This window comes from Ferriphaselus amnicola (assembly GCF_000974685.2).
Lineage (GTDB): Bacteria > Pseudomonadota > Gammaproteobacteria > Burkholderiales > Gallionellaceae > Ferriphaselus > Ferriphaselus amnicola.
In genome coordinates this window covers 1,905,656-1,925,998 of record NZ_AP018738.1, presented here as the reverse complement: position 1 = coordinate 1,925,998, position 20,343 = coordinate 1,905,656, and the positions used below count along the sequence as shown (strand labels likewise).

Here is a 20,343-nt window from a genome sequence, read left to right as displayed (position 1 = left end):
AGCTGTAACGCTGTCTAAACAGTGATTTTTCATCGTAAAGAAAGCAGGGTTTTCGCCGATCTGAAGTGCTGAGATGCGGCTATTAAACTGTGCCTAGAGTGCGGCGAGCGCTGGGTAGATTGGGCTGGCCATCGCGGCCATATAGTCCAGCACTATTGCTGGCTGCGCTATGTAACACGCCAAGGGCTTGTTGATTGTGGCGCATACGTACTTGAATCAGCTCGCCGTTCGTGTTGTTCAGTTGCTGCGCACGCTCAGCCAGTTGGAGTATCTCGAGCCAGATGGGTAGGGCATTTGGGGCAACTGACTGTAGCCAAGAGCTCATGTCTAGGCCGCCTGTATTGCGTAGTGCATCGCGGCGGGCGTTGATGATGACGGTGAGGCGATTGGCGGACTTGCTCTTAGACTCAGCTAAATCCAAGAGCGGGGAGGTGTCCTCGCTGGTCAGAATGACTTGTTCAGTTTCGAGTAGAGTTACAAACGCATTCAATGCGTCTCGCTCGTCATGTAGGCGGGAGGTGACGTCAGACATTGCTTGCTAAGACTCTATCAATGTGCGCCAGCGCCTAGTAGCTCACGCGCGGTTGCGATGAGGCGGTCAGCAACGACGCCGGAGTTGATCTGGAAGCGACCTTCGCTGATGGCTTGTCTGATTTCGGCGACCTTGGCGACATCAACAACAGGCGTGTTGCTCATGCTGCTTTCCATGCTGCGTAGCTGCGCCGACGTCGCCCCGAGATGAACTGAGGTGCTTGTGTTGGGATTGCTGGTGGTGGCACTGCCCGCTTTGCTTGACGGAGATCTGGTGCTGCCTTCGCCTATCGGAGCGGAGGGTAATGGCTTGCTGCTGGGCTTTTCGATTTTCACGGGATTCACCTTTTGCTAGATCTGTATGCCGTCTTCATCGGCAGTGGGATGCAATACTTTAGGAGTGGGCGGTAAGTATATTTGTTACACGGATCCAGTCTTATTGCTTTCCCGTAGCTTTATACCGGATGGGAGCCTTGCATACAATGCTGAAACCGCTGGTGGCGGGAGTCGAAGCGGGGAATCTGGCTACGAGAAATGCTAGAATCAAGCCCAGTATTTTTCTGCTTGGCTCTGAGATGCAAAACTATTCCGCTCCGCCCGCTGACCCTCAATTGGATCAAATCAAGTTGCCGCCGCACTCGGTCGAGGCCGAGCAGTCAGTGCTTGGTGGCTTGTTGCTGGATGTTAGTGCGTGGGACAAGGTCGCCGATGTCATTCATCTGGATGATTTTTATCGGCGCGAGCATAGGCTAATCTTTGAACATATCATGCGCTTATCGGAGCGGGCGCGTCCGGTGGATGTGATCACTGTGGCAGAAGCACTGGAAATCGCGGGCAAGTTGGATGAAGCGGGCGGATTGGCTTATCTAGGTTCGCTGGCGCAGAACGTGCCTTCTGCAGCAAACATCAAACGTTATGCCGAGATCGTGCGTGAGCGCGCCATCATGCGTCAGTTGGTTGAAGTTGGGAACGACATCGCCGCCAGTGGTTTCGCTCCCGCCGGGCGTGATGCTGGGCAGCTGCTTGATGAGGCAGAAAGCAAGGTGTTGAAGATCGCGGAAGCGGGTTCGCGCGGTAAGCAGGGTTTTCTCTCTATGCCGCCGTTGCTGACCCAGGTGGTGGAGCGCATCGAGACACTTTATGCGCGGGAAAATCACAGTGAAGTGACGGGAGTGGCGACCGGCTTCACTGACTTGGATCGCATGACATCAGGTCTGCAACCGGGCGACCTCATCATTGTGGCCGGACGTCCGAGTATGGGTAAGACGGCTTTTTCCATCAATATGGCGGAAAACATCGCGCTGGAGACTTCCAAGCCGGTGGCGATTTTTAGTATGGAAATGGGTGGCGCGCAACTAGTGATGCGGATGATAGGCTCGATCGGGCGTTTGAATCAGCACTCGTTGCGCACGGGCAAGCTGGAGGATGAAGACTGGGGGCGCTTGACTCATGCCATTGGTCTGCTGAACGATGCGCCGATTCATATTGATGAGACTCCAGGTTTGAATGTGTTGGAGCTGCGCGCGCGCTCGCGTCGCTTGGCTCGCCAAAGTGAGCACGGATTGGGCTTGATCGTCATCGACTATTTACAGTTGATGAGCTCTCCCTCCGGCAAGGCTAGCGAGAATCGAGCCACCGAGATCTCGGAGATATCCCGCTCACTTAAGGCATTAGCCAAGGAGTTGCACGTGCCCGTGATTGCGCTGTCGCAGCTCAATCGTAGCTTGGAGCAGCGTCCGAATAAGCGCCCCGTGATGTCTGATTTGCGCGAGTCTGGCGCTATTGAGCAGGATGCCGACTTGATCTTGTTCATCTATCGTGACGAGGTTTACAACTCGGATTCACCGGATAAGGGTAGGGCGGAGATCATCATCGGCAAGCAGCGTAACGGCCCTATTGGCACGGTCTCGCTGACCTTCCGTGGCGAATACACGCGCTTTGAGAGCTATGCTCCCGGTTAGTGCAATTGCTGGATTAGATGCGGCGAAGTATGGAATTTATGTTGACCGGCTCACGCCCTGTCGGTAATAATCCGACACCTCAAATGGGGCAGCAGATTCGGTAGTTGAGCGGTGTGTTGTCGACTACGTGAGTGAGTAGCTAGGGTAATAATAAAAATAAACTCGGTTTACTCTGTTTAGCCAATAACAATGACGGACGCATATAGCGTCGCCGTAATGTAGCGCAGAGGGGAGAAGCTCTGATGTTGGAAAACTATTTTCCAGTTCTGTTGTTCATCTGTGTCGGATTGGCAGTGGGCGTAGTTCCTATGGTGCTGGGTAGGCTTGCCGCGCCGAATCGTCCCGACGATGCCAAGTTGTCGCCTTACGAGTGTGGCTTTGAAGCCTTTGAAGATGCGCGCATGAAGTTCGATGTGCGCTACTACCTCGTGGCCATTCTGTTTATTCTGTTCGATCTTGAAATTGCGTTCCTGTTTCCGTGGGCTGTTGTGCTCAAGGAAATCGGCATGTTCGGTTTCGTTTCCATGATGATCTTCTTAGCCATCCTCGTGGTTGGCTTTGTGTACGAATGGATGAAGGGGGCTTTGGAGTGGGAATAGAAGGCATTCTTGAGAAGGGGTTCGTGACCACTTCGCTGGATACGGTAATTAACTACACCCGTACCGGTTCCTTGTGGCCAATGACCTTTGGTCTGGCATGTTGTGCGGTGGAGATGATGCAGGCGGGCGCTTCACGCTACGACTTGGATCGTTTCGGTATCGTGTTCCGTCCCAGCCCGCGTCAATCTGACTTGATGATTGTGGCTGGTACGCTGTGCAACAAGATGGCCCCAGCTTTGCGAAAGGTGTATGACCAGATGGCCGAGCCGCGCTGGGTGCTTTCCATGGGTTCCTGTGCCAATGGCGGCGGCTACTACCATTACTCGTACTCTGTGGTGCGCGGCTGTGATCGCATCGTGCCGGTGGATGTCTATGTTCCTGGCTGTCCGCCCACCGCTGAGGCGCTTTTGTACGGTTTGATCCAGTTGCAGAACAAGATCAAGCGCACCAATACCATCGCTCGTTAGGACTAGATATGGCTGACCTGAATGTATTGGCTAGCAAGCTGAGTGAGGCGTTCCCAGAATGTCTGGTGAGCAGCACGGAAGCGCTGGGTGAACTGACCATTGTGGTGCGCGCGCGTGACATGTCCGACGTGATGCTCAAGCTGCGCGATGCTGATGGCTTGCGTTTTGAGCAGTTGATTGACTTGTGCGGCATGGACTACTCCGCTTTCGGTGGCGACGATGTCTGGGAAGGCAAGCGCTTCGCCGTGGTGTATCACCTGATGTCCGTGGCGAATAACTATCGTCTGCGCGTGCGAGTGTTTGCCGAGGAAGATGACTTTCCTGTGGTGGCTTCGGTCAATGACATCTGGCCAGCTGCCAACTGGTTCGAGCGCGAAGCCTTCGATCTGTACGGCATCATCTTTACCGGTCACCCCGATCTACGTCGGATCCTCACTGACTATGGTTTCATCGGCAGCCCGTTCCGCAAGGACTTTCCGTTGTCTGGCCATGTCGAGATGCGCTATGACGCCGAGCAACGCCGGGTGGTCTATCAGCCGGTGACGGTCGATCCGCGCGAAGTCACGCCGCGCATCGTGCGCGAAGAAAACTTTGGCTGCAACTAACAGGGTACGTTGCGATGTCTGAAATCAAGAATTACACAATGAACTTTGGTCCGCAGCACCCGGCCGCTCACGGTGTGCTGCGTCTGGTGCTGGAGTTGGATGGCGAAGTGATCGAGCGCGCCGATCCGCACATCGGTCTGCTGCATCGCGGCACCGAAAAGCTGGCCGAGCATAAGACCTTTTTGCAATCCGTGCCGTATATGGATCGTCTCGACTACGTGTCGATGATGTGCAACGAGCACGCTTACGTGATGGCGATCGAAAAGCTGGCTGGCATCGACGTGCCGATCCGTGCTCAATACATCCGCGTCATGTTCGACGAGATCACTCGCATCCTGAATCACCTGTTGTGGCTGGGTGCGCACAGTCTGGATGTCGGCGCGATGACCACTTTCCTGTACGCTTTCCGCGAACGTGAAGACTTGATGGATGCTTACGAGGCGGCCTCGGGTGCGCGCTTGCATGCAGCCTACTATCGCCCAGGTGGTGTGTACCGCGATCTGCCGGATTCCATGCCGCAGTATGAATCGTCCAAGATTCATAGCCCAGAGGCTGTTCGCAAGTTGAATGAGAATCGCCAAGGCTCCTTGCTCGACTTTTTGGAAGACTTCACCCGTCGTTTTCCTACTTATGTGGATGAGTACGAGACTTTGCTGACCGATAACCGCATCTGGAAGCAACGTCTGGTCGGTATCGGCGTGGTCACGCCTGAGCGTGCGCTGGCGTTGGGTTTCACTGGCCCGATGCTGCGTGGCTCCGGTATCGCTTGGGATCTGCGCAAGAAGCAGCCGTATGAAGTCTATGACAAGATGGATTTCGATATTCCCGTCGGTACCGAGGGTGACTGCTATGACCGTTATCTAGTACGTGTCGAAGAAATGCGTCAGTCGAATCGCATCATCAAGCAATGTATCGACTGGTTGCGCGTCAATTCCGGCCCTGTGATGTCAACGAACCTGAAGTATGCACCACCGAAACGCGCCGACATGAAGGACAACATGGAAGCGCTGATTCACCACTTCAAGCTGTTCACGGAGGGGATGCACGTCAATGCAGGCGAATGCTATTCCGCCGTGGAACATCCCAAGGGTGAGTTCGGCATCTATCTGGTGTCGGATGGCGCCAACAAGCCGTACCGCCTGAAGATTCGTGCGCCGGGCTATGCTCACCTTGCAGGGCTGGATGAGATGTCGCGCGGTCATATGATTGCAGACGTGGTGACGATTATCGGCACTCAAGATATTGTGTTTGGGGAGATTGACCGCTGATGTTATCCGAACAAGTTCAAGCCAAGACTGACCGCGAACTGAAGAAGTACCCGGCAGATCAGAAGCAGTCGGCCGTGATGGCTGCCCTGCGATTCGTGCAGGATGAGAAGGGCTGGATCTCCAGCGACGACATGGCTGATGTGGCTGCGTATCTGGGCATGCCCAAGATGGCGGTCTATGAGGTCGCGACCTTCTATCACATGTACAACCTCAAGCCCATGGGCAAGTACACGCTGACTGTGTGCACCAATCTGTCCTGTCAGCTGATGGGTGCCAACGAGACGTTGGATCACCTGCATCACAAGTTGGGGATTGGTATCGGCGAAGTTACGGCGGACGGCAAGGTCGGCCTGCGTGAAGCGGAATGTATGGGTGCCTGCGTGGCTGCGCCGTTGTTGACGGTGAACAATAAGCGGATGTGCTCACACCTCACTCCTGAAAAGATAGACCAGATTCTGGCGGAATTGGAATAAGCGATGAGCGGACCGGTTATTTACACGACGAATGGATTCGACCAGCCGTGGACGCTGGAGAACTATCTCAAGGTGGGTGGCTATCAAGCCTTGCGCAAGATCCTGACGGAAGAGATCGCGCCGGATGCCATCATCGCCGAAGTTAAGACTTCGGCCTTGCGTGGTCGCGGTGGTGCGGGCTTTCCTACCGGCTTGAAGTGGAGCTTCATGCCACGTAACTATCAGGGCGATAAGTACATCGTCTGCAATACTGATGAAGGCGAGCCGGGTACGTGCAAGGATTGGGACATCCTGCGTTACAACCCGCACGCGTTGATCGAAGGCATGGCCATCGCCGCCTACACCATGAACGTGAAGACCGGCTACAACTACGTCCACGGTGAGATTTTCGAGGCTTACGAGCGTATGGAAGCGGCTTGCGAAGAAGCTCGTGCCGCCGGTTATCTCGGTAAGAACATCCTTGGCTTCGATTTCGAATTTGATCTGCACAACCATCTAGGCTACGGCGCGTATGTGTGTGGCGAAGAGACGGCACTGCTGGAATCCATCGAAGGCAAGAAGGGTCAACCACGCTTCAAGCCGCCGTTCCCAGCCAGCTTCGGTCTGTACGGCAAGCCGACCACCATCAACAACACCGAAACTTTCGCCAGCATCCCCTACATCATCCGTGAGGGCGGGCAGAAGTTCTTGGAGCTGGGGCGCCCCAACAACGGCGGAACCAAGCTGTTCTCCGTGTCGGGTCACGTCAACAATCCCGGCAACTTTGAAGTACCGCTGGGAACGCCATTTGCTACTTTGCTAGAAATGGCGGGCGGCGTGCGTCATGGTCACAAGCTGAAGGCAGTCATTCCTGGCGGATCGTCCATGCCAGTGCTGCCCGGTGACATCATGATGCAATGCGACATGGACTATGACTCCATTCAGAAAGCGGGTTCCTATCTAGGGAGTGGGGCGGTGATCGTGATGGATGACACCGTGTGCATGGTTAAGGCATTGGAGCGACTGTCCTATTTCTACTTTGAGGAATCCTGCGGTCAGTGCACGCCGTGCCGTGAAGGTACCGGTTGGCTGTATCGCATCATTCATCGCATTGAGCATGGCGAGGGCAAGCCGGAAGATCTGGATCTGCTGTTGAGTCTGTGCGACAACATCGCCGGACGTACCATCTGTGCTTTGGGTGATGCCGCCGCGTGGCCGGTGCAGGGGATGCTCAAGCATTATCGCAGTGAGTTCGAGTATCACATCGAACACAAACGTTGTCTGGTGTAAGGCGGGAAAGCAATGATTAACCTTGAGATTGACGGACAAGCAGTCGCGGTCGAAAACGGCAGGACGGTGATGGATGCCGCCCACGATGTCGGCGTGTATATCCCGCATTTCTGCTACCACAAGAAGCTGTCCATCGCGGCCAATTGCCGCATGTGTCTGGTGCAAGTTGAAAAAGCTCCGAAGCCGTTGCCAGCCTGCGCTACTCCAGTGGTCGAAGGTATGAAGGTGCATACGCGCTCGGACTATGCAGTCAAGGCGCAAAAAGGCGTGATGGAGTTCCTGCTCATCAATCACCCGCTGGACTGCCCGATCTGCGACCAAGGCGGTGAGTGCCAGTTGCAAGACGTAGCGATGGGTTATGGTGGTGTCGGCTCGCGTTTCTCGGAAACTAAACATCAAGTATTAGGCAAGCCGCTAGGTGCGCTGATCTCAGCTGAGGAGATGAGCCGCTGCATCCATTGCACTCGCTGCGTGCGCTTCGGCCAAGAGGTCGCGGGCGTAATGGAGCTAGGCATGGCCAATCGCGGCGAGTTTTCCGCCATCATGACATTCGTGGAGAGCTCGGTCGACTCCGAACTGTCCGGCAACATGATCGACCTGTGCCCAGTGGGTGCGTTGACCAGCAAGCCGTTCCGTTATACCGCCCGCTCTTGGGAGTTGTCACGCCGCAAGTCGGTTAGTCCACACGACAGTTTAGGTTCCAATCTAACAGTGCAAGTCAAGAATGGCCGCGTTGCTCGCGTCACTCCGCTGGAGAACGAAGCTGTCAATGAATGCTGGATCGCTGACCGTGACCGTTTCAGCTACGAAGGTTTGAGTTCGGCTGAACGGCTGACCAAGCCGATGTTGAAACAGGACGGCAAGTGGATCGAAGTCGAATGGCAAGCGGCTCTGGAGTATGTGGCTAATGCGTTGCGTCAGATCGGCAGCGGTGCGGGGGCTGAGCATATCGGCGCATTGGCGACCGGTTCGTCCACGGCTGAAGAGCTTTATCTGTTGCAAAAACTGATGCGTGGTCTGGGTTCCGAGAACGTCGATTTCCGTCTGCGCCAGTCTGATTTCTCCGCTGATGGCAAGCGTGTAGGAGCCCCTTGGCTGGGTATGGAAGTTGCCGAGATCACCGGCGCAGATCGTCTTTTCGTGATTGGTAGTTTCCTGCGCAAGGACCATCCGCTGCTGGCGCATCGCGTACGCGATGCCGTCAAGAAGGGTGCCAAACTCAATGTGCTGCACTCTGCGGACGATGACCTGCTGATCGAGGTGGCTAACAAGGCCATCGTTGCTCCAGGCGAGTTCCGTTCCGTGCTGACTCAGGTTCTGGCGGCGTTGGCCGAGTCCAAGCAGGCCATGCTATCCAACGATGTGCAGGCTGCTGTCGCAGGTGTGGTTCCATCGTCCGACGCGCGTGCCATTGCGGCTAGCCTGGCGAGTGGCAAGAGTGCAGCCGTGCTGTTGGGGAATTTTGCTGCGCAGCATCCTGAAGCTGCTCAGTTGCAGCGTCTGGCTCAAGAGATCTCCGCACTGACTTCTGCCAAGTTCGGTTTCCTAGGTGAAAGCGCGAATAGCGTGGGTGGTTATCTGGTTAATGCTATTCCAAGTAGCAACGGTTTGAATGCGGCGGCGATGCTGGCTACTCCGCGCAAGGCTTATCTGCTGCTGAATGTTGAAGCTGAGCTCGATTGTGCGAATGCGCAGCAAGCGGTTGCGGCGATGAAGGCCGCCGATCTGGTGGTGGCGATGTCCGCTTACAAGCACGGCGCAGTCGATTACGCCGATGTGCTGTTGCCTATCGCTCCGTTCACCGAGACTTCCGGTACCTTTGTCAGTACCGAAGGCCGCGTGCAGAGCTTCAAGGGCGCAGTCAAGCCGTTGGGCGAAGCGCGTCCGGCATGGAAGGTTTTGCGCGTGCTCGGCAACTTGCTGGATGTGGCTGGTTTCGATTACGACAGTAGCGAAGCGGTGCGTGATGCTGCCTTGCCCGAGAGCGTGGCTCCTCAATTGAACAACAAGCTGGATGGCGTGGCAGTGAGTGCAACCGCGAACAGCGCGGCTGGTTTGCAGCGCGTGGCTGACGTTCCGATCTACGCGACTGATTCCATCGTGCGTCGTGCATCCTCCTTGCAGCAGACGCGTGATGCGGCAACGCCGAGCGTCTCAATGAACTCTGCGGAACTGGCCAAGCTGGGAGCGAAATGCGGAGACAGCATCAAGGTCAGTCAGGGGCAGGGCAGTGTCACATTGCTTGCAACTGCTGATGACATGCTGCCGGTCGGTGTGGTGCGTGTGGCTGCTGGACATGCCGCAACGGCAGCGTTGGGCGCGATGTTCGGTACGATTTCCGTGGAGCGTGCGTGATGATTGAGACTTTGCAAAACCTGTTGGGTGTGGCGTGGACGCCGCTGTGGACGCTGGTTAAGATCGTGCTGATCGTGGCGCCACTGATGATAGGCGTGGCTTACCTGACTTACGTCGAGCGTAAGGTGATTGGCTATATGCAGGTGCGTATCGGCCCGAACCGCGTGGGTTACTACGGTCTGTTGCAACCGCTGGCTGACGGCATGAAGCTTTTCTTCAAGGAAATCATCATTCCGGCAGGCTCGAATAAATTCCTGTTTGTGTTGGCTCCTGTGCTGTGTCTGATGCCGGCGCTTGCAGCGTGGGCGGTGGTACCGTTCAATGCCGAGCTGGTGCTGGCGAATGTGAACGCGGGTCTGCTCTACATTTTGGCGATGACTTCGTTGGGTGTGTACGGCGTGATTTTGGCGGGCTGGGCATCCAACTCCAAATACGCTTTCATCGGCTCCTTGCGTTCCGCAGCCCAGATCGTGTCCTACGAAATCGCTATGGGCTTTGCGCTGGTGTGCGTGTTGATGGCTTCCGGTAGTCTGAATCTGGGCGAGATCGTCGCCGGACAAAAGGGCGCGGGACTGTTCAGTTGGTACATCATCCCGCTGTTCCCGATGTTCCTCGTCTATCTGATCTCTGGTGTGGCTGAAACGAACCGTGCGCCGTTCGACTTGGCCGAAGGAGAATCCGAGATCGTGGCAGGTTTCCACGTCGAGTACTCCGGCATGGCGTTCGCGCTGTTCTTCTTGGGCGAATACGCAAACATGATTCTGATCGCGTTCTTGACCTCGATCATGTTCATGGGCGGCTGGTTGTCACCGGTGACTTTCTTGCCGGACAGTATCGTCTGGCTCGGATTGAAGGCTGCATTCGTTCTGTTCCTGTTCCTGTGGTTCCGCGCGACCTTCCCGCGTTACCGCTATGACCAGTTGATGCGTCTGGGCTGGAAGGTGTTCATCCCCATTTCCCTGATTTGGGTGGTGGTGGTGGGCTTGTGGATGCAGACACCGTTGTGGCTGTGGTAAACGGTTGAGGATTTGACGATGATCCAAAGATTTTTCAAGACATTCCTGCTGGTTGAGCTGCTCAAGGGCATGGCCTTGACCTGGCGTCACCTGTTCAAGCGCAAGATCACAGTGCAGTACCCGGATGAAAAGACGCCGCAAAGCTTCCGTTTCCGTGGTCTGCACGCCCAGCGTCGCTATGCCAATGGCGAAGAGCGTTGCATCGCATGTAAGCTGTGCGAGGCCGTGTGCCCTGCGCTGGCGATCAAGATCGAAGTAGCCGAACGCGCTGATGGTTCACGTCGCACCACGCAGTACGACATCGATTTGACCAAGTGCATCTTCTGCGGATTCTGCGAAGAATCTTGCCCAGTCGATGCCATCGTTGAAACACGCATCTTCGAATATCACGGTGAGAATCGCGGCGACTTGTATTACACCAAGGAAATGCTGCTGGCCGTGGGCGACAAGAATGAAGCTCAGATCGCCAAAGATCGGGCGGCTGACGCCAAGTACCGTTAAGGAAGGGTGGAATCGATGAATCTGGAATCACTGGTTTTTTACGTATTCGCCGCGCTGCTGTTGTTTGCTGGATTGCGTGTCATCACGGCTCGCAACCCGGTGCACTCGGCGATGTTTTTAGTGCTGGCATTCTGTTGTGCTTCAGGCATCTGGATGTTGCTGGAAGCGGAGTTCCTGTCCATCACGCTGGTGTTGGTCTATGTTGGTGCGGTGATGGTGCTGTTCCTGTTCGTAGTGATGATGCTTGACATCAATCTGGATCAGTTGCGTGAGGGTTTCTGGCGCTGGTTCCCGTTTGGAGCAGCGCTGGCACTAGTGATGGTCGGTGAAATGATCTATGTGTTGGGCAATCGCAAGACTGCCGCGACCGAAGGCATGGTGCGTCACGCGGCTGACTATAGCAACATCAAGGAACTGGGGCGTCTGATCTATACCGATTACGTCTATCCGTTCGAGATCGCAGCGGTGATTCTGTTGGTGGCGATGGTGGCTGCAATCGCGCTGACGCTGCGTCGCCGTATCGGTGTGAAGTCGCAGAATCCGGGCAAGCAAGTGCAAGTTAAGAAATCGGATCGTCTGCGCATCGTACAGGTGGCAGCCGAGAAGTCCGGCAGCGACAGCGCCGCTTAAGGTATCGGGGGAGAAAAGAACAATATGTTGACCTTGTCGCATTACTTGGTACTGAGCGCGATCCTCTTCGCAATCAGTGTGGTGGGGATATTCCTCAACCGCAAGAACGTGATCATCTTGCTGATGTCCATCGAGATGATGTTGTTGGCGGTGAATACCAATTTCGTCGCGTTCTCGCACTATCTGAACGACCCATCCGGGCAGATATTCGTGTTCTTCATCCTGACTGTGGCTGCTGCTGAAGCGGCTATCGGTCTGGCGATTCTGGTGGTGCTGTTCCGCAATCTGCGCACTATCAACGTGGATGACCTAGAAAGCTTGAAAGGCTGACCCGATGAGTATGCAATCAACCTACCTGATGGTTCCTGCCGCTCCGCTTCTCGGAGCGATCGCAGCGGGTCTCTTCGGCAAAGTCTTGGGACGCGCTTGGTCCCATCGCATCACCATCCTGATGGTGGCGATTGCCTTCGCCCTGTCCGTGACCATCTACAACGACGTGATGGCTGGACATACGTTCAATGGCTCGGTCTATACCTGGATGATGGCGGGCGATACGCGCTTTGAAGTCGGCTTCCTGATCGACCGTCTGACCGTGATGATGATGCTGGTGGTGACCTTCGTGTCGCTGATGGTTCACATCTACACTATCGGATACATGCAGGAAGACCCTGGTTATCAGCGCTTCTTCAGCTACATCTCGTTGTTCACCTTCTCCATGCTGATGCTGGTGATGTCCAACAACTTCATGCAGTTGTTCTTCGGCTGGGAAGCGGTGGGCTTGGTTTCTTACCTGCTGATCGGTTTCTGGTTCACCCGTCCGACGGCTATCTATGCCAATCTGAAAGCATTCTTGGTCAACCGAGTTGGTGACTTTGGCTTCCTGCTTGGAATCGGCTTGGTGCTGATGGTGTTTGGTACGCTCGACTACGCAGCGGTATTCGCCGCTGCTGGGCAGCATGCTACCGATATGACTCCGATTCCTGGCATCTCTGCCAATCTGATCACAGCGATCTGCGTGCTGTTGTTCATCGGAGCGATGGGCAAGTCGGCGCAATTCCCGTTGCACGTCTGGTTGCCTGATTCGATGGAGGGCCCGACACCGATCTCCGCACTGATCCACGCCGCGACCATGGTGACCGCCGGTATCTTTATGGTGGCACGTATGTCGCCGCTGTATGAGATGTCGGAGGCTGCGCTGTCCTTCGTAATGGTCATCGGTGCGATCACTGCGCTGTTCATGGGCTTCCTTGGCATCGTTCAGCATGACATCAAGCGCGTGGTGGCGTATTCCACGCTGTCGCAGCTGGGCTACATGACTGTGGCGCTGGGTGCCTCCGCTTACTCGGTCGCCGTGTTCCACCTGATGACCCATGCGTTCTTCAAAGCGCTGTTATTCCTTGCCGCAGGTTCCGTCATCATCGGCATGCACCACGATCAAGACATGCGCAACATGGGCGGCTTGAAGAAGTACATGCCCATCACTTGGATCACTTCCTTGATTGGCTCGCTGGCTTTGATCGGTACACCGTTCTTCTCCGGCTTCTACTCCAAGGACAGCATCATCGAAGCGGTCGGTCTGTCGCATCTGCCGGTGGCTGGCATCGTCCACGTTGCGGTTCTGATCGGCGTGTTTGTGACTGCGTTCTACTCCTTCCGTATGTACTTCTTGGTGTTCCACGGTGAAGAGCGTTTCGGTAAGGCTCATCATGATGATCATCACGCCGGCCACGCCGATGCAAAGCACGACGACCATCATGCCGTTCACACTGATGAACATGGTAGCCATGATGCCCATGATGGCGATCACGACGAAGAAGAAGTTGCGCACGATCACCACCACGGATTGGCTCCCGGCCAGAAGCCGCACGAATCGCCTTGGGTCGTCACCTTGCCGTTGATCTTGTTGGCGATCCCGTCCGTGGCTATCGGCTTCATCGCCATCGAGCCGATGCTGTATGGCCACTACTTCACCGATGCGATCTTCATTTCCGAGCATCACGAGGCGTTGCACGAGATGCATGAAGAGTTCCATGGCCCCGTGGCGATGGCATTGCACGCGGTGACCAGCTTGCCGTTCTGGTTGGCACTGTCAGGTGTATTGACCTCTTGGTTCTTCTACATGAAGCGTCCGGATATTCCTGAAGCGATCAAGCAGCGTTTCTCCGCCATTCACAATCTGCTGGAAGAGAAGTATTTCTTCGACCGCTTCAACGATTGGTTCTTTGCTGCGGGTGCGCGTGGCGCCAGCAGATTCTTGTGGCGCTTCGGTGACGTGCGCCTGATCGACGGTTTGGTCGTGAATGGCTCTGCGTGGTTGGTTGGCCGCGTGTCCAGCGTGGTTCGCCACGTGCAGTCCGGCTACATCTACCACTATGCTTTCGCCATGATCACCGGGGTATTCGTCCTGTTGACCATTCGGAACTGGTTTGAATAAGCGCAAGATTTAGAGGAACGACAGCATGATTCTTGGATTACCTGTACTGAGCGTCGCCATCTGGCTGCCCATCATCTTTGGCGTGCTGGTGATGGCTACTGGTGACGACCGCAATGCGCCCTTGGCGCGCATCATCGCGTTGGTAGGCGCGGTGCTGGGCTTCTTGGTCACCATCCCGCTGTACACCGGCTTCGACAAGGTGACTAGCGCCATGCAGTTTGTGGAAATGAAGGATTGGATCATCCGTTACAACATCCACTATCACTTGGGTGTGGACGGTATCTCGGTTCTGTTCATCATCCTGAACAGCTTCTTCACGCCGCTGGTGGTCATCGCCGGCTGGCAAGTGATCGAGAAGCGCGTGGCTCAATACATGGCGGCCTTCCTGATCATGTCCGGTATCGTCAACGGCGTGTTCGCTGCGCTGGATGCGGTGCTGTTCTACGTGTTCTGGGAAGCGATGTTGATCCCGATGTTCATCATCGTGGGCGTATGGGGCGGTGCGAACCGCGTCTATGCGGCGGTCAAGTTCTTCCTCTACACCTTGCTCGGCTCGCTGCTGATGTTGGTCGCACTGTTGTACCTGTACAACCAGTCCGGCGGCAGCTTCGAGATTCTGGACTTCCACCAGATGCCGATCCCAATGACCGCGCAGATCTTGGTGTTCTTGGCGTTCTTCATGGCGTTCGCGGTGAAAGTACCGATGTTCCCGGTTCACACTTGGTTGCCCGATGCTCACGTGGAAGCACCTACCGGCGGTTCCGTGGTGCTGGCGGCGATCATGTTGAAGGTGGGGGCGTATGGTTTCCTGCGTTTCTCCATGCCTATCGCGCCTGATGCCAGCCATTCATTAGCCGGCATGATGATCGCGCTGTCGCTCATCGCCGTGGTGTATATCGGCTTGGTGGCGCTGACTCAGTCTGATATGAAGAAGCTGGTGGCGTACTCCTCCATCTCGCACATGGGCTTTGTGACCCTAGGTTTCTTCATCTTCAATACCTACGGTATGGAAGGTGCGCTGGTACAGATGATTTCGCACGGCTTCGTCGCGGGGGCGCTGTTCCTGTGTATCGGTGTGCTGTATGACCGTATGCACTCGCGCAAGATTTCTGATTACGGTGGCGTTGCCAACACCATGCCGGTGTTCTCTGCCTTCTTCATGCTGTTCGCCATGGCTAACTCCGGCTTGCCCGGTACCAGCGGTTTCGTCGGCGAGTTCATCGTGATCATGGGCGCGGTCAAGGCTAATTTCTGGTACGCCTTCTTGGCAGCCTCTACCCTGATCTTCGGTGCGGCTTATACGCTGTGGATGTACAAGCGCGTGATCTTCGGCGCAGTAGCCAATCACCACGTGGCTGAACTGACCGATCTGAATGGACGTGAGAAGCTGATATTCATTATTTTGGCGATCACTGTGTTGGGCATGGGTCTGTATCCGCTGCCGTTCACGGAAATCATGCACGCATCGGTGAACGACCTGCTGGTGCATGTTGCCCGTTCCAAGTTGTAAGCCCTAAGTTACTGAGGTTGATATGAATCTGGCTACCAATCTGTTCCACGCTGGCGCGGAAATCTTCCTGCTGACGATGGTCTGCGTAATTCTCATCGCTGATTTGTTCGTTACTGGGCGCGGCAAGATGTTCACCTACATGATGGTGCAACTGACGCTGCTGGGCTGCTCCTTTATCACGGTGGCGACTCACACCGATGGCATCGCCAATGTGTTCAGCAACATGTATGTCGATGATCTGATGTCCGACGTGCTGAAGTTGCTGGCTTATCTGGCCGTCTCCATGATGCTGGTCTATTCCCGCACCTATTTGCTGGCGCGAGGTCTGTTCAGTGGCGAGTTCATGTCGCTGACCTTATTTGCATTGCTGGGCATGATGGTGATGATCTCTGCTAGCCACTTCCTGACGCTGTATCTGGGCTTGGAATTGCTGTCCTTGTCGTTGTACGCGATGGTGGCATTGCAGCGTGACTCGGCTGTGGCGACTGAAGCAGCGATGAAGTATTTCATCTTGGGCGCCTTGGCATCTGGCTTGTTGCTGTACGGCATGTCTATGATCTATGGCGCGACCGGCTCACTGGAAATCTACAAGATCTCCGATGCGATCCAACAAGGTGTCTATAACAAGCAACTGCTGGTGTTCGGTCTGGTGTTCGTTGTTTCTGGTTTGGCCTTCAAGCTGGGCGCGGTTCCTTTCCATATGTGGGTGCCGGACGTGTATCACGGCGCACCGACACCGATGACGTTGCTGATCGGCTCTGCACCTAAGCTGGCTGCCTTCGCTTTCGTGATGCGCATTCTGGTTGAAGCCTTGCAGCCGCTGGTGGTGGAGTGGTCGAGTATGTTGGCGATACTGGCTATCTTGTCCATCGCTATCGGTAACCTCTCAGCGATCGCGCAGACCAATATCAAGCGCATGTTCGCCTACTCGACCATCGCACATATGGGCTATCTGTTGTTGGGCGTGCTCAGTGGCAATATCGAGGGTTACAGCTCGGCCATGTTCTACGCTGTGACTTACGTGCTGATGACGCTGGGTGGTTTCGGCATGATCATGTTGATGTCGCGTGAAGGATTTGAGGCTGACAATCTGAACGATTATAAGGGGCTGAATCAACGTAGTCCTTGGTTGGCCTTCATGATGCTGTTGCTGATGTTCTCGATGGCGGGTGTACCTCCGACCGTCGGCTTCTACGCCAAATTCTCGGTGTTGCAATCGGTCGTTCAAACTGGCCACATCCCGCTGGCGATCATCGCTGTACTGTTCTCGCTGGTGGGCGCGTTCTTCTACCTGCGCGTGGTCAAGCTGATGTACTTCGATACCCCGGAAAGCCACGAGCCTATCCAGTATCAGGCGGATACTTCCTTGCTCATCACGTTCAATGGACTGGGCGTTTTGTTCCTCGGTATCTTGCCCAGCACGCTGATGTCGATTTGCGCAGTGTCCGTGCAGCAGTCGCTGTTGCTACACTAAGCGGCGGCGATTTTACGACGATGCTCCCGCCTAGTGCGGGAGTATTCATTTGTGGAGTAGGAAATGGAATTGAAAGAATCTCAACTTACTACCGCGCTGGTGTATGACGGCGCCTTCCTCAAGGTACACAAGGACGATGCACGCTTGCCCGATGGCAGCGTCAGTCAGCGCGAGTACATCACTCATCCCGGAGCTGTCGCTGTGTTGGCGATACTAGATAACGGCAATCTGTTGTTCGAGCGCCAGTACCGTTACGCTCCGGCGCAGGAGTTCATCGAGATTCCCGCTGGCAAGATCGACCACGGAGAAGACATCCTACTCACCGCCAAACGTGAATTGCTGGAAGAGACCGGCTACGTTGCTCGCGAGTGGACGCATCTGACCACGGCTTGGCCATGCATCGGTTATGCCGACGAGCGTATGGAGTATTTTCTAGCGCGCGGCTTGACCCACGAAGGTCGCCAATTGGACGAGGGCGAGTTCCTTGAGGTGTTCGAGCTGCCTTTCGATGAGGCGATGGCCTGGGTGAAGGACGGTCGCATCAACGACAGCAAGACCATGCTTGGCCTGTTCTGGTTGGAGAAGCACTTGGCGGGTTGGGCTAAGTAGGCTGCATCATGGATATGCTACGTAATTTCCTGCTTTCGGCTTTTCTATTGACTACGTTAAGCGCGTCGGCACACGAGTCGTTCGTCACCCGCAATGGCAGCAGCCTGTTGCTCGATGGCAAGTCTTACCGCTTCGTCTCCGTCAACATTCCCAATTACTTCATCCTCGAAGATACCGGTGATGTGCGTGAGCCATCTTGGCATCGCGTCACGGCGTTCGAGCAGCGTGATGCAGCGCGGGCGGTCAAGCGTCTGGGCGGTCAGGTGTTTCGTGCCTATTGCTTCGCCGTCGAAGGTGGCCGCAACGTCGATGGCCGCATGGCGCATATCTACGCCGATGCGAACGGCAAGATCAGCTACAACGAACAACTGTTCCGCGACGTGGATCGTGGCCTAGCCATCGCGGCGGAGGAGGGCGTGCGCGTCATCATCCCGTTGGTGGACAATTGGGAGTGGTTCGGCGGCTATGCCGAGTGGGCGAAACTGGCGGGGGCGCAGGATTTTTGGACGGATGCCAAGGCCAAAGCCGCTTACAAGGATTTTCTCACTTGGTTGCTGAATCGCAAGAACACCGTCAATGGCCGCCTCTACAAGGACGATCCCACCATCATGGCCTGGGAGCTGGGCAACGAGATCGACAAGGCCAATGCGAACTGGCTCAGCGAGATGGCCGCGCATCTCAAGCGACACGATCGTAATCACCTCATCGTCGATGGTGGCCACAAGACTATTCCCGCCGTGTCGCTGCAAGATAGCAATATCGACATCGTGACGACCCATTACACCGACGATCAGTTCGTTGGTTTTGCCGAGCAGGCGGCGCGTGCGGGCAAGGTGTATTTCTATGGTGAATTCAACCCGTCCAGCGTGCAACAAGTGAGCAAGATCGTCAGCCAGACCATGACTTCGCCTGCTGCGGGCGCGCTGGCTTGGTCCTTACGTTTCCGGGCTGAAACGGGCGGCTTCTACTATCACTCGGACTTCGACGGCAATAGCGACTCACTGCAATATCCGGGTTTCAGTTCCAATCTTCCTAAAGGCGAGCGGCAGATCTTCTCCGCGCTGCGCCAAGCCGCGTTCGCCATCCGCGATCTGCCCGTGCCGCCTGAAGACTCGCCGGATGCACCTACGCTACTGCCGATTCGCTTTCCCGTTGCGCTCAACTGGCAAGGCTCGACCGGAGCCGATAGTTACGAGGTGCAGCGCGCCGGAGCGGACGGACGCTGGCAGACGCTGGCCACGGACATCGGTGATGCCCAGCCGCAGATGCTGGACAGCAAACCCATTCCACGCCTTTCCCTGTACCGTGACCATCCGCCAGCGGGCACGTGGAGTTATCGCGTCATTGCGCGCAACGCCAATGGCGACTCCGCGCCTTCCAATACCGTGCAGGTGGTCGTTCCCTAGATGGCGGGAGACTCCTTCGCAGTTCGGTTGATCCGCTGGCAGCGCCAGCACGGACGCCATGATCTGCCTTGGCAAGGTGCGGATGCCTACCGCGTGTGGCTGTCGGAAGTCATGTTGCAGCAAACGCAAGTCACCACCGTCGTGCCATATTTCCTGCGCTTCATCGAGCGCTTTCCTGATGTCGTCGCGCTTGCCGCTGCCACCGAAGACGAAGTGTTGGCGCTGTGGAGCGGGCTGGGTTATTACTCGCGCGGCCGCAATCTGCATCGTGCCGCGCAGAAAGTGGTGAGCCAGTTTGGCGGCGTGTTCCCCGAGCACTTCGAGCAGTTGCAAGAGTTGCCCGGCATCGGGCGATCCACCGCTGCCGCCATCTGCGCGCTGGCGTTCCACCAGCGCCGAGCCATTCTCGATGGCAACGTCAAGCGCGTACTGGCGCGTCACGGCGGAGTCGCCGGTTGGCCGGGCGATGGCAGGGTGGAAGCGGAGTTGTGGAAGCTGGCCGAAGCGCGGTTGCCAGCAAGCGATGTCGCCATCTACACCCAAGCGCTGATGGACATGGGCGCGACGCTGTGCCGCCGCAGTAAGCCGCGCTGTCAGGAGTGTCCAGTGCATACCGATTGCGCCGCGTATCAAGCTGATCGCGTGGCGGAGTTTCCCGCGGCACGTCCCAAGAAGGTTGTGCCCGAGCGCCAAGCGGTATTTCTGCTAGCGATGCACGGCAATGACATTTTGCTGGAAAAGCGCCCGCCGTCTGGCATCTGGGGCGGTCTGTGGAGCTTGCCGCAGTTCGATACGGCGGAGGAGGCGCGAGCCTATTGCACGCGCACCGGAATTGAAACGAACGAGTGCCGCGAATTGCCCGGCTTCGTCCACACCTTCAGCCACTTCAAGTTAAGCATCCATCCCTTGCTGGTGAGCTCGCAACGCATACCTACTCAAGCAGCAGAGGCGGGCACTGTCTGGCTGGAAGTTAGCGATGCCCTGCAAGCCGCCATCTCGACCCCGGTCCGGCAGTTGCTGCTAACTCTTAACGCAGGGCGTGCGACAGGGATTTGACTTCGTACAATTGCCTGCGCTCCGTTGGCTGAAAGTTGCTAAGAAACGAGACATACATTCGGGGCACTATTGAGTGTGCCCTACCTTGTTTTTTTGTCATGCATGCACATTACTTCATATACATGTGTTCCTGGCCCAACAAAGCAAAAATACATCATATGAAATATCCATGCCATTCC

20 protein-coding genes are annotated in these 20,343 nt (G+C 55.9%); 18 read left to right on the top strand and 2 right to left on the bottom strand.

Annotated elements, in window-relative coordinates; translation table 11 throughout:
- Positions 1-82: 82 nt before the first annotated feature.
- Positions 83-532 (bottom strand): flagella synthesis protein FlgN, encoded by a 450-nt coding sequence (locus OYT1_RS09650; RefSeq protein ID WP_062626157.1) that lies wholly within the window; start codon positions 530-532, stop codon positions 83-85.
- Positions 533-549: 17 nt separating this feature from the next.
- Positions 550-867 (bottom strand): flagellar biosynthesis anti-sigma factor FlgM, encoded by a 318-nt coding sequence (gene flgM / locus OYT1_RS09645; protein ID WP_062626399.1) that lies wholly within the window; start codon positions 865-867, stop codon positions 550-552.
- A gap of 239 nt (positions 868-1,106) precedes the next feature.
- On the opposite strand from flgM, the gene dnaB reads away from it, so the two are divergent.
- From dnaB to mutY, 18 genes are all read left to right on the top strand, one after another.
- Positions 1,107-2,492 (top strand): replicative DNA helicase, encoded by a 1,386-nt coding sequence (gene dnaB / locus OYT1_RS09640; RefSeq protein ID WP_062626398.1) that lies wholly within the window; start codon positions 1,107-1,109, stop codon positions 2,490-2,492.
- 242 nt (positions 2,493-2,734) lie between these two features.
- Entirely contained in the window at positions 2,735-3,091 is a 357-nt protein-coding gene (locus OYT1_RS09635) for an NADH-quinone oxidoreductase subunit A (RefSeq protein ID WP_062626156.1), read from the top strand.
- Positions 3,082-3,558, top strand: coding sequence for a NuoB/complex I 20 kDa subunit family protein (locus tag OYT1_RS09630; RefSeq protein ID WP_062626155.1), 477 nt, complete (start codon positions 3,082-3,084; stop codon positions 3,556-3,558). Before OYT1_RS09635 ends, OYT1_RS09630 begins: the two co-directional genes overlap by 10 nt.
- 8 nt (positions 3,559-3,566) lie before the next feature.
- Positions 3,567-4,163: an NADH-quinone oxidoreductase subunit C gene (locus OYT1_RS09625; RefSeq protein ID WP_062626154.1), complete on the top strand. Its 597-nt coding sequence runs from the start codon at positions 3,567-3,569 to the stop codon at positions 4,161-4,163.
- A gap of 14 nt (positions 4,164-4,177) precedes the next feature.
- Positions 4,178-5,431 (top strand): NADH-quinone oxidoreductase subunit D, encoded by a 1,254-nt coding sequence (locus OYT1_RS09620; RefSeq protein ID WP_062626153.1) that lies wholly within the window; start codon positions 4,178-4,180, stop codon positions 5,429-5,431.
- Positions 5,431-5,904: an NADH-quinone oxidoreductase subunit NuoE gene (gene nuoE / locus OYT1_RS09615; RefSeq protein ID WP_084611940.1), complete on the top strand. Its 474-nt coding sequence runs from the start codon at positions 5,431-5,433 to the stop codon at positions 5,902-5,904. Before OYT1_RS09620 ends, nuoE begins: the two co-directional genes overlap by 1 nt.
- A gap of 3 nt (positions 5,905-5,907) precedes the next feature.
- On the top strand, positions 5,908-7,173 hold the full coding sequence (nuoF, locus tag OYT1_RS09610; RefSeq protein WP_062626151.1) for an NADH-quinone oxidoreductase subunit NuoF: 1,266 nt from the start codon (positions 5,908-5,910) through the stop codon (positions 7,171-7,173).
- Between the two features lie 12 nt (positions 7,174-7,185).
- The gene (nuoG, locus tag OYT1_RS09605; protein ID WP_062626150.1) at positions 7,186-9,528 is read left to right on the top strand and encodes an NADH-quinone oxidoreductase subunit NuoG; all 2,343 of its coding nucleotides are present in this window, start codon (positions 7,186-7,188) and stop codon (positions 9,526-9,528) included.
- Positions 9,528-10,544, top strand: a complete 1,017-nt coding sequence (gene nuoH / locus OYT1_RS09600) for an NADH-quinone oxidoreductase subunit NuoH (protein WP_062626149.1) — start codon at positions 9,528-9,530, stop codon at positions 10,542-10,544. The genes nuoG and nuoH overlap by 1 nt, the downstream gene beginning before the upstream one ends.
- Before the next feature lie 18 nt (positions 10,545-10,562).
- The gene (gene nuoI / locus OYT1_RS09595; RefSeq protein ID WP_062626148.1) at positions 10,563-11,045 is read left to right on the top strand and encodes an NADH-quinone oxidoreductase subunit NuoI; all 483 of its coding nucleotides are present in this window, start codon (positions 10,563-10,565) and stop codon (positions 11,043-11,045) included.
- 15 nt (positions 11,046-11,060) lie between these two features.
- Entirely contained in the window at positions 11,061-11,675 is a 615-nt protein-coding gene (locus OYT1_RS09590; RefSeq protein ID WP_062626147.1) for an NADH-quinone oxidoreductase subunit J, read from the top strand.
- 24 nt (positions 11,676-11,699) lie between these two features.
- A complete protein-coding gene (nuoK, locus tag OYT1_RS09585; RefSeq protein ID WP_062626146.1) occupies positions 11,700-12,005 on the top strand; it encodes an NADH-quinone oxidoreductase subunit NuoK in 306 nt (101 codons plus the stop codon).
- 4 nt (positions 12,006-12,009) lie between these two features.
- Entirely contained in the window at positions 12,010-14,109 is a 2,100-nt protein-coding gene (nuoL, locus tag OYT1_RS09580; RefSeq protein WP_062626145.1) for an NADH-quinone oxidoreductase subunit L, read from the top strand.
- Positions 14,110-14,134: 25 nt separating this feature from the next.
- Positions 14,135-15,619 carry an NADH-quinone oxidoreductase subunit M gene (locus OYT1_RS09575; RefSeq protein ID WP_062626144.1) on the top strand — a complete coding sequence of 495 codons (1,485 nt, stop codon included), beginning with the start codon at positions 14,135-14,137 and terminating at the stop codon, positions 15,617-15,619.
- A gap of 22 nt (positions 15,620-15,641) precedes the next feature.
- A complete protein-coding gene (gene nuoN / locus OYT1_RS09570; protein WP_062626143.1) occupies positions 15,642-17,093 on the top strand; it encodes an NADH-quinone oxidoreductase subunit NuoN in 1,452 nt (483 codons plus the stop codon).
- A 63-nt stretch (positions 17,094-17,156) separates the two neighbouring features.
- Positions 17,157-17,702: an NUDIX domain-containing protein gene (locus OYT1_RS09565; protein WP_062626142.1), complete on the top strand. Its 546-nt coding sequence runs from the start codon at positions 17,157-17,159 to the stop codon at positions 17,700-17,702.
- 8 nt (positions 17,703-17,710) lie between these two features.
- Positions 17,711-19,108 (top strand): glycoside hydrolase 5 family protein, encoded by a 1,398-nt coding sequence (locus tag OYT1_RS09560; protein WP_062626141.1) that lies wholly within the window; start codon positions 17,711-17,713, stop codon positions 19,106-19,108.
- On the top strand, positions 19,109-20,164 hold the full coding sequence (gene mutY, locus OYT1_RS09555; protein WP_062626140.1) for an A/G-specific adenine glycosylase: 1,056 nt from the start codon (positions 19,109-19,111) through the stop codon (positions 20,162-20,164).
- The last annotated feature ends 179 nt before the right edge of the window (positions 20,165-20,343 follow it).

Excerpts from the sequence above, each read along its gene's own strand:
- OYT1_RS09575 (WP_062626144.1), top strand. The coding sequence starts at position 14,135 with ATGATTCTTGGATTACCTGTACTGAGCGTCGCCATCTGGCTGCCCATC.
- OYT1_RS09620 (WP_062626153.1), top strand. The coding sequence starts at position 4,178 with ATGTCTGAAATCAAGAATTACACAATGAACTTTGGTCCGCAGCACCCG.
- nuoH (WP_062626149.1), top strand. The coding sequence starts at position 9,528 with ATGATTGAGACTTTGCAAAACCTGTTGGGTGTGGCGTGGACGCCGCTG.
- nuoE (WP_084611940.1), top strand. The coding sequence starts at position 5,431 with ATGTTATCCGAACAAGTTCAAGCCAAGACTGACCGCGAACTGAAGAAG.
- OYT1_RS09635 (WP_062626156.1), top strand. The coding sequence starts at position 2,735 with ATGTTGGAAAACTATTTTCCAGTTCTGTTGTTCATCTGTGTCGGATTG.
- OYT1_RS09560 (WP_062626141.1), top strand. The coding sequence starts at position 17,711 with ATGGATATGCTACGTAATTTCCTGCTTTCGGCTTTTCTATTGACTACG.
- OYT1_RS09650 (WP_062626157.1), bottom strand. The coding sequence starts at position 532 with ATGTCTGACGTCACCTCCCGCCTACATGACGAGCGAGACGCATTGAAT.
- OYT1_RS09590 (WP_062626147.1), top strand. The coding sequence starts at position 11,061 with ATGAATCTGGAATCACTGGTTTTTTACGTATTCGCCGCGCTGCTGTTG.
- nuoI (WP_062626148.1), top strand. The coding sequence starts at position 10,563 with ATGATCCAAAGATTTTTCAAGACATTCCTGCTGGTTGAGCTGCTCAAG.
- OYT1_RS09565 (WP_062626142.1), top strand. The coding sequence starts at position 17,157 with ATGGAATTGAAAGAATCTCAACTTACTACCGCGCTGGTGTATGACGGC.
- OYT1_RS09625 (WP_062626154.1), top strand. The coding sequence starts at position 3,567 with ATGGCTGACCTGAATGTATTGGCTAGCAAGCTGAGTGAGGCGTTCCCA.
- dnaB (WP_062626398.1), top strand. The coding sequence starts at position 1,107 with ATGCAAAACTATTCCGCTCCGCCCGCTGACCCTCAATTGGATCAAATC.
- nuoN (WP_062626143.1), top strand. The coding sequence starts at position 15,642 with ATGAATCTGGCTACCAATCTGTTCCACGCTGGCGCGGAAATCTTCCTG.
- mutY (WP_062626140.1), top strand. The coding sequence starts at position 19,109 with ATGGCGGGAGACTCCTTCGCAGTTCGGTTGATCCGCTGGCAGCGCCAG.
- nuoK (WP_062626146.1), top strand. The coding sequence starts at position 11,700 with ATGTTGACCTTGTCGCATTACTTGGTACTGAGCGCGATCCTCTTCGCA.
- nuoL (WP_062626145.1), top strand. The coding sequence starts at position 12,010 with ATGAGTATGCAATCAACCTACCTGATGGTTCCTGCCGCTCCGCTTCTC.
- nuoG (WP_062626150.1), top strand. The coding sequence starts at position 7,186 with ATGATTAACCTTGAGATTGACGGACAAGCAGTCGCGGTCGAAAACGGC.
- nuoF (WP_062626151.1), top strand. The coding sequence starts at position 5,908 with ATGAGCGGACCGGTTATTTACACGACGAATGGATTCGACCAGCCGTGG.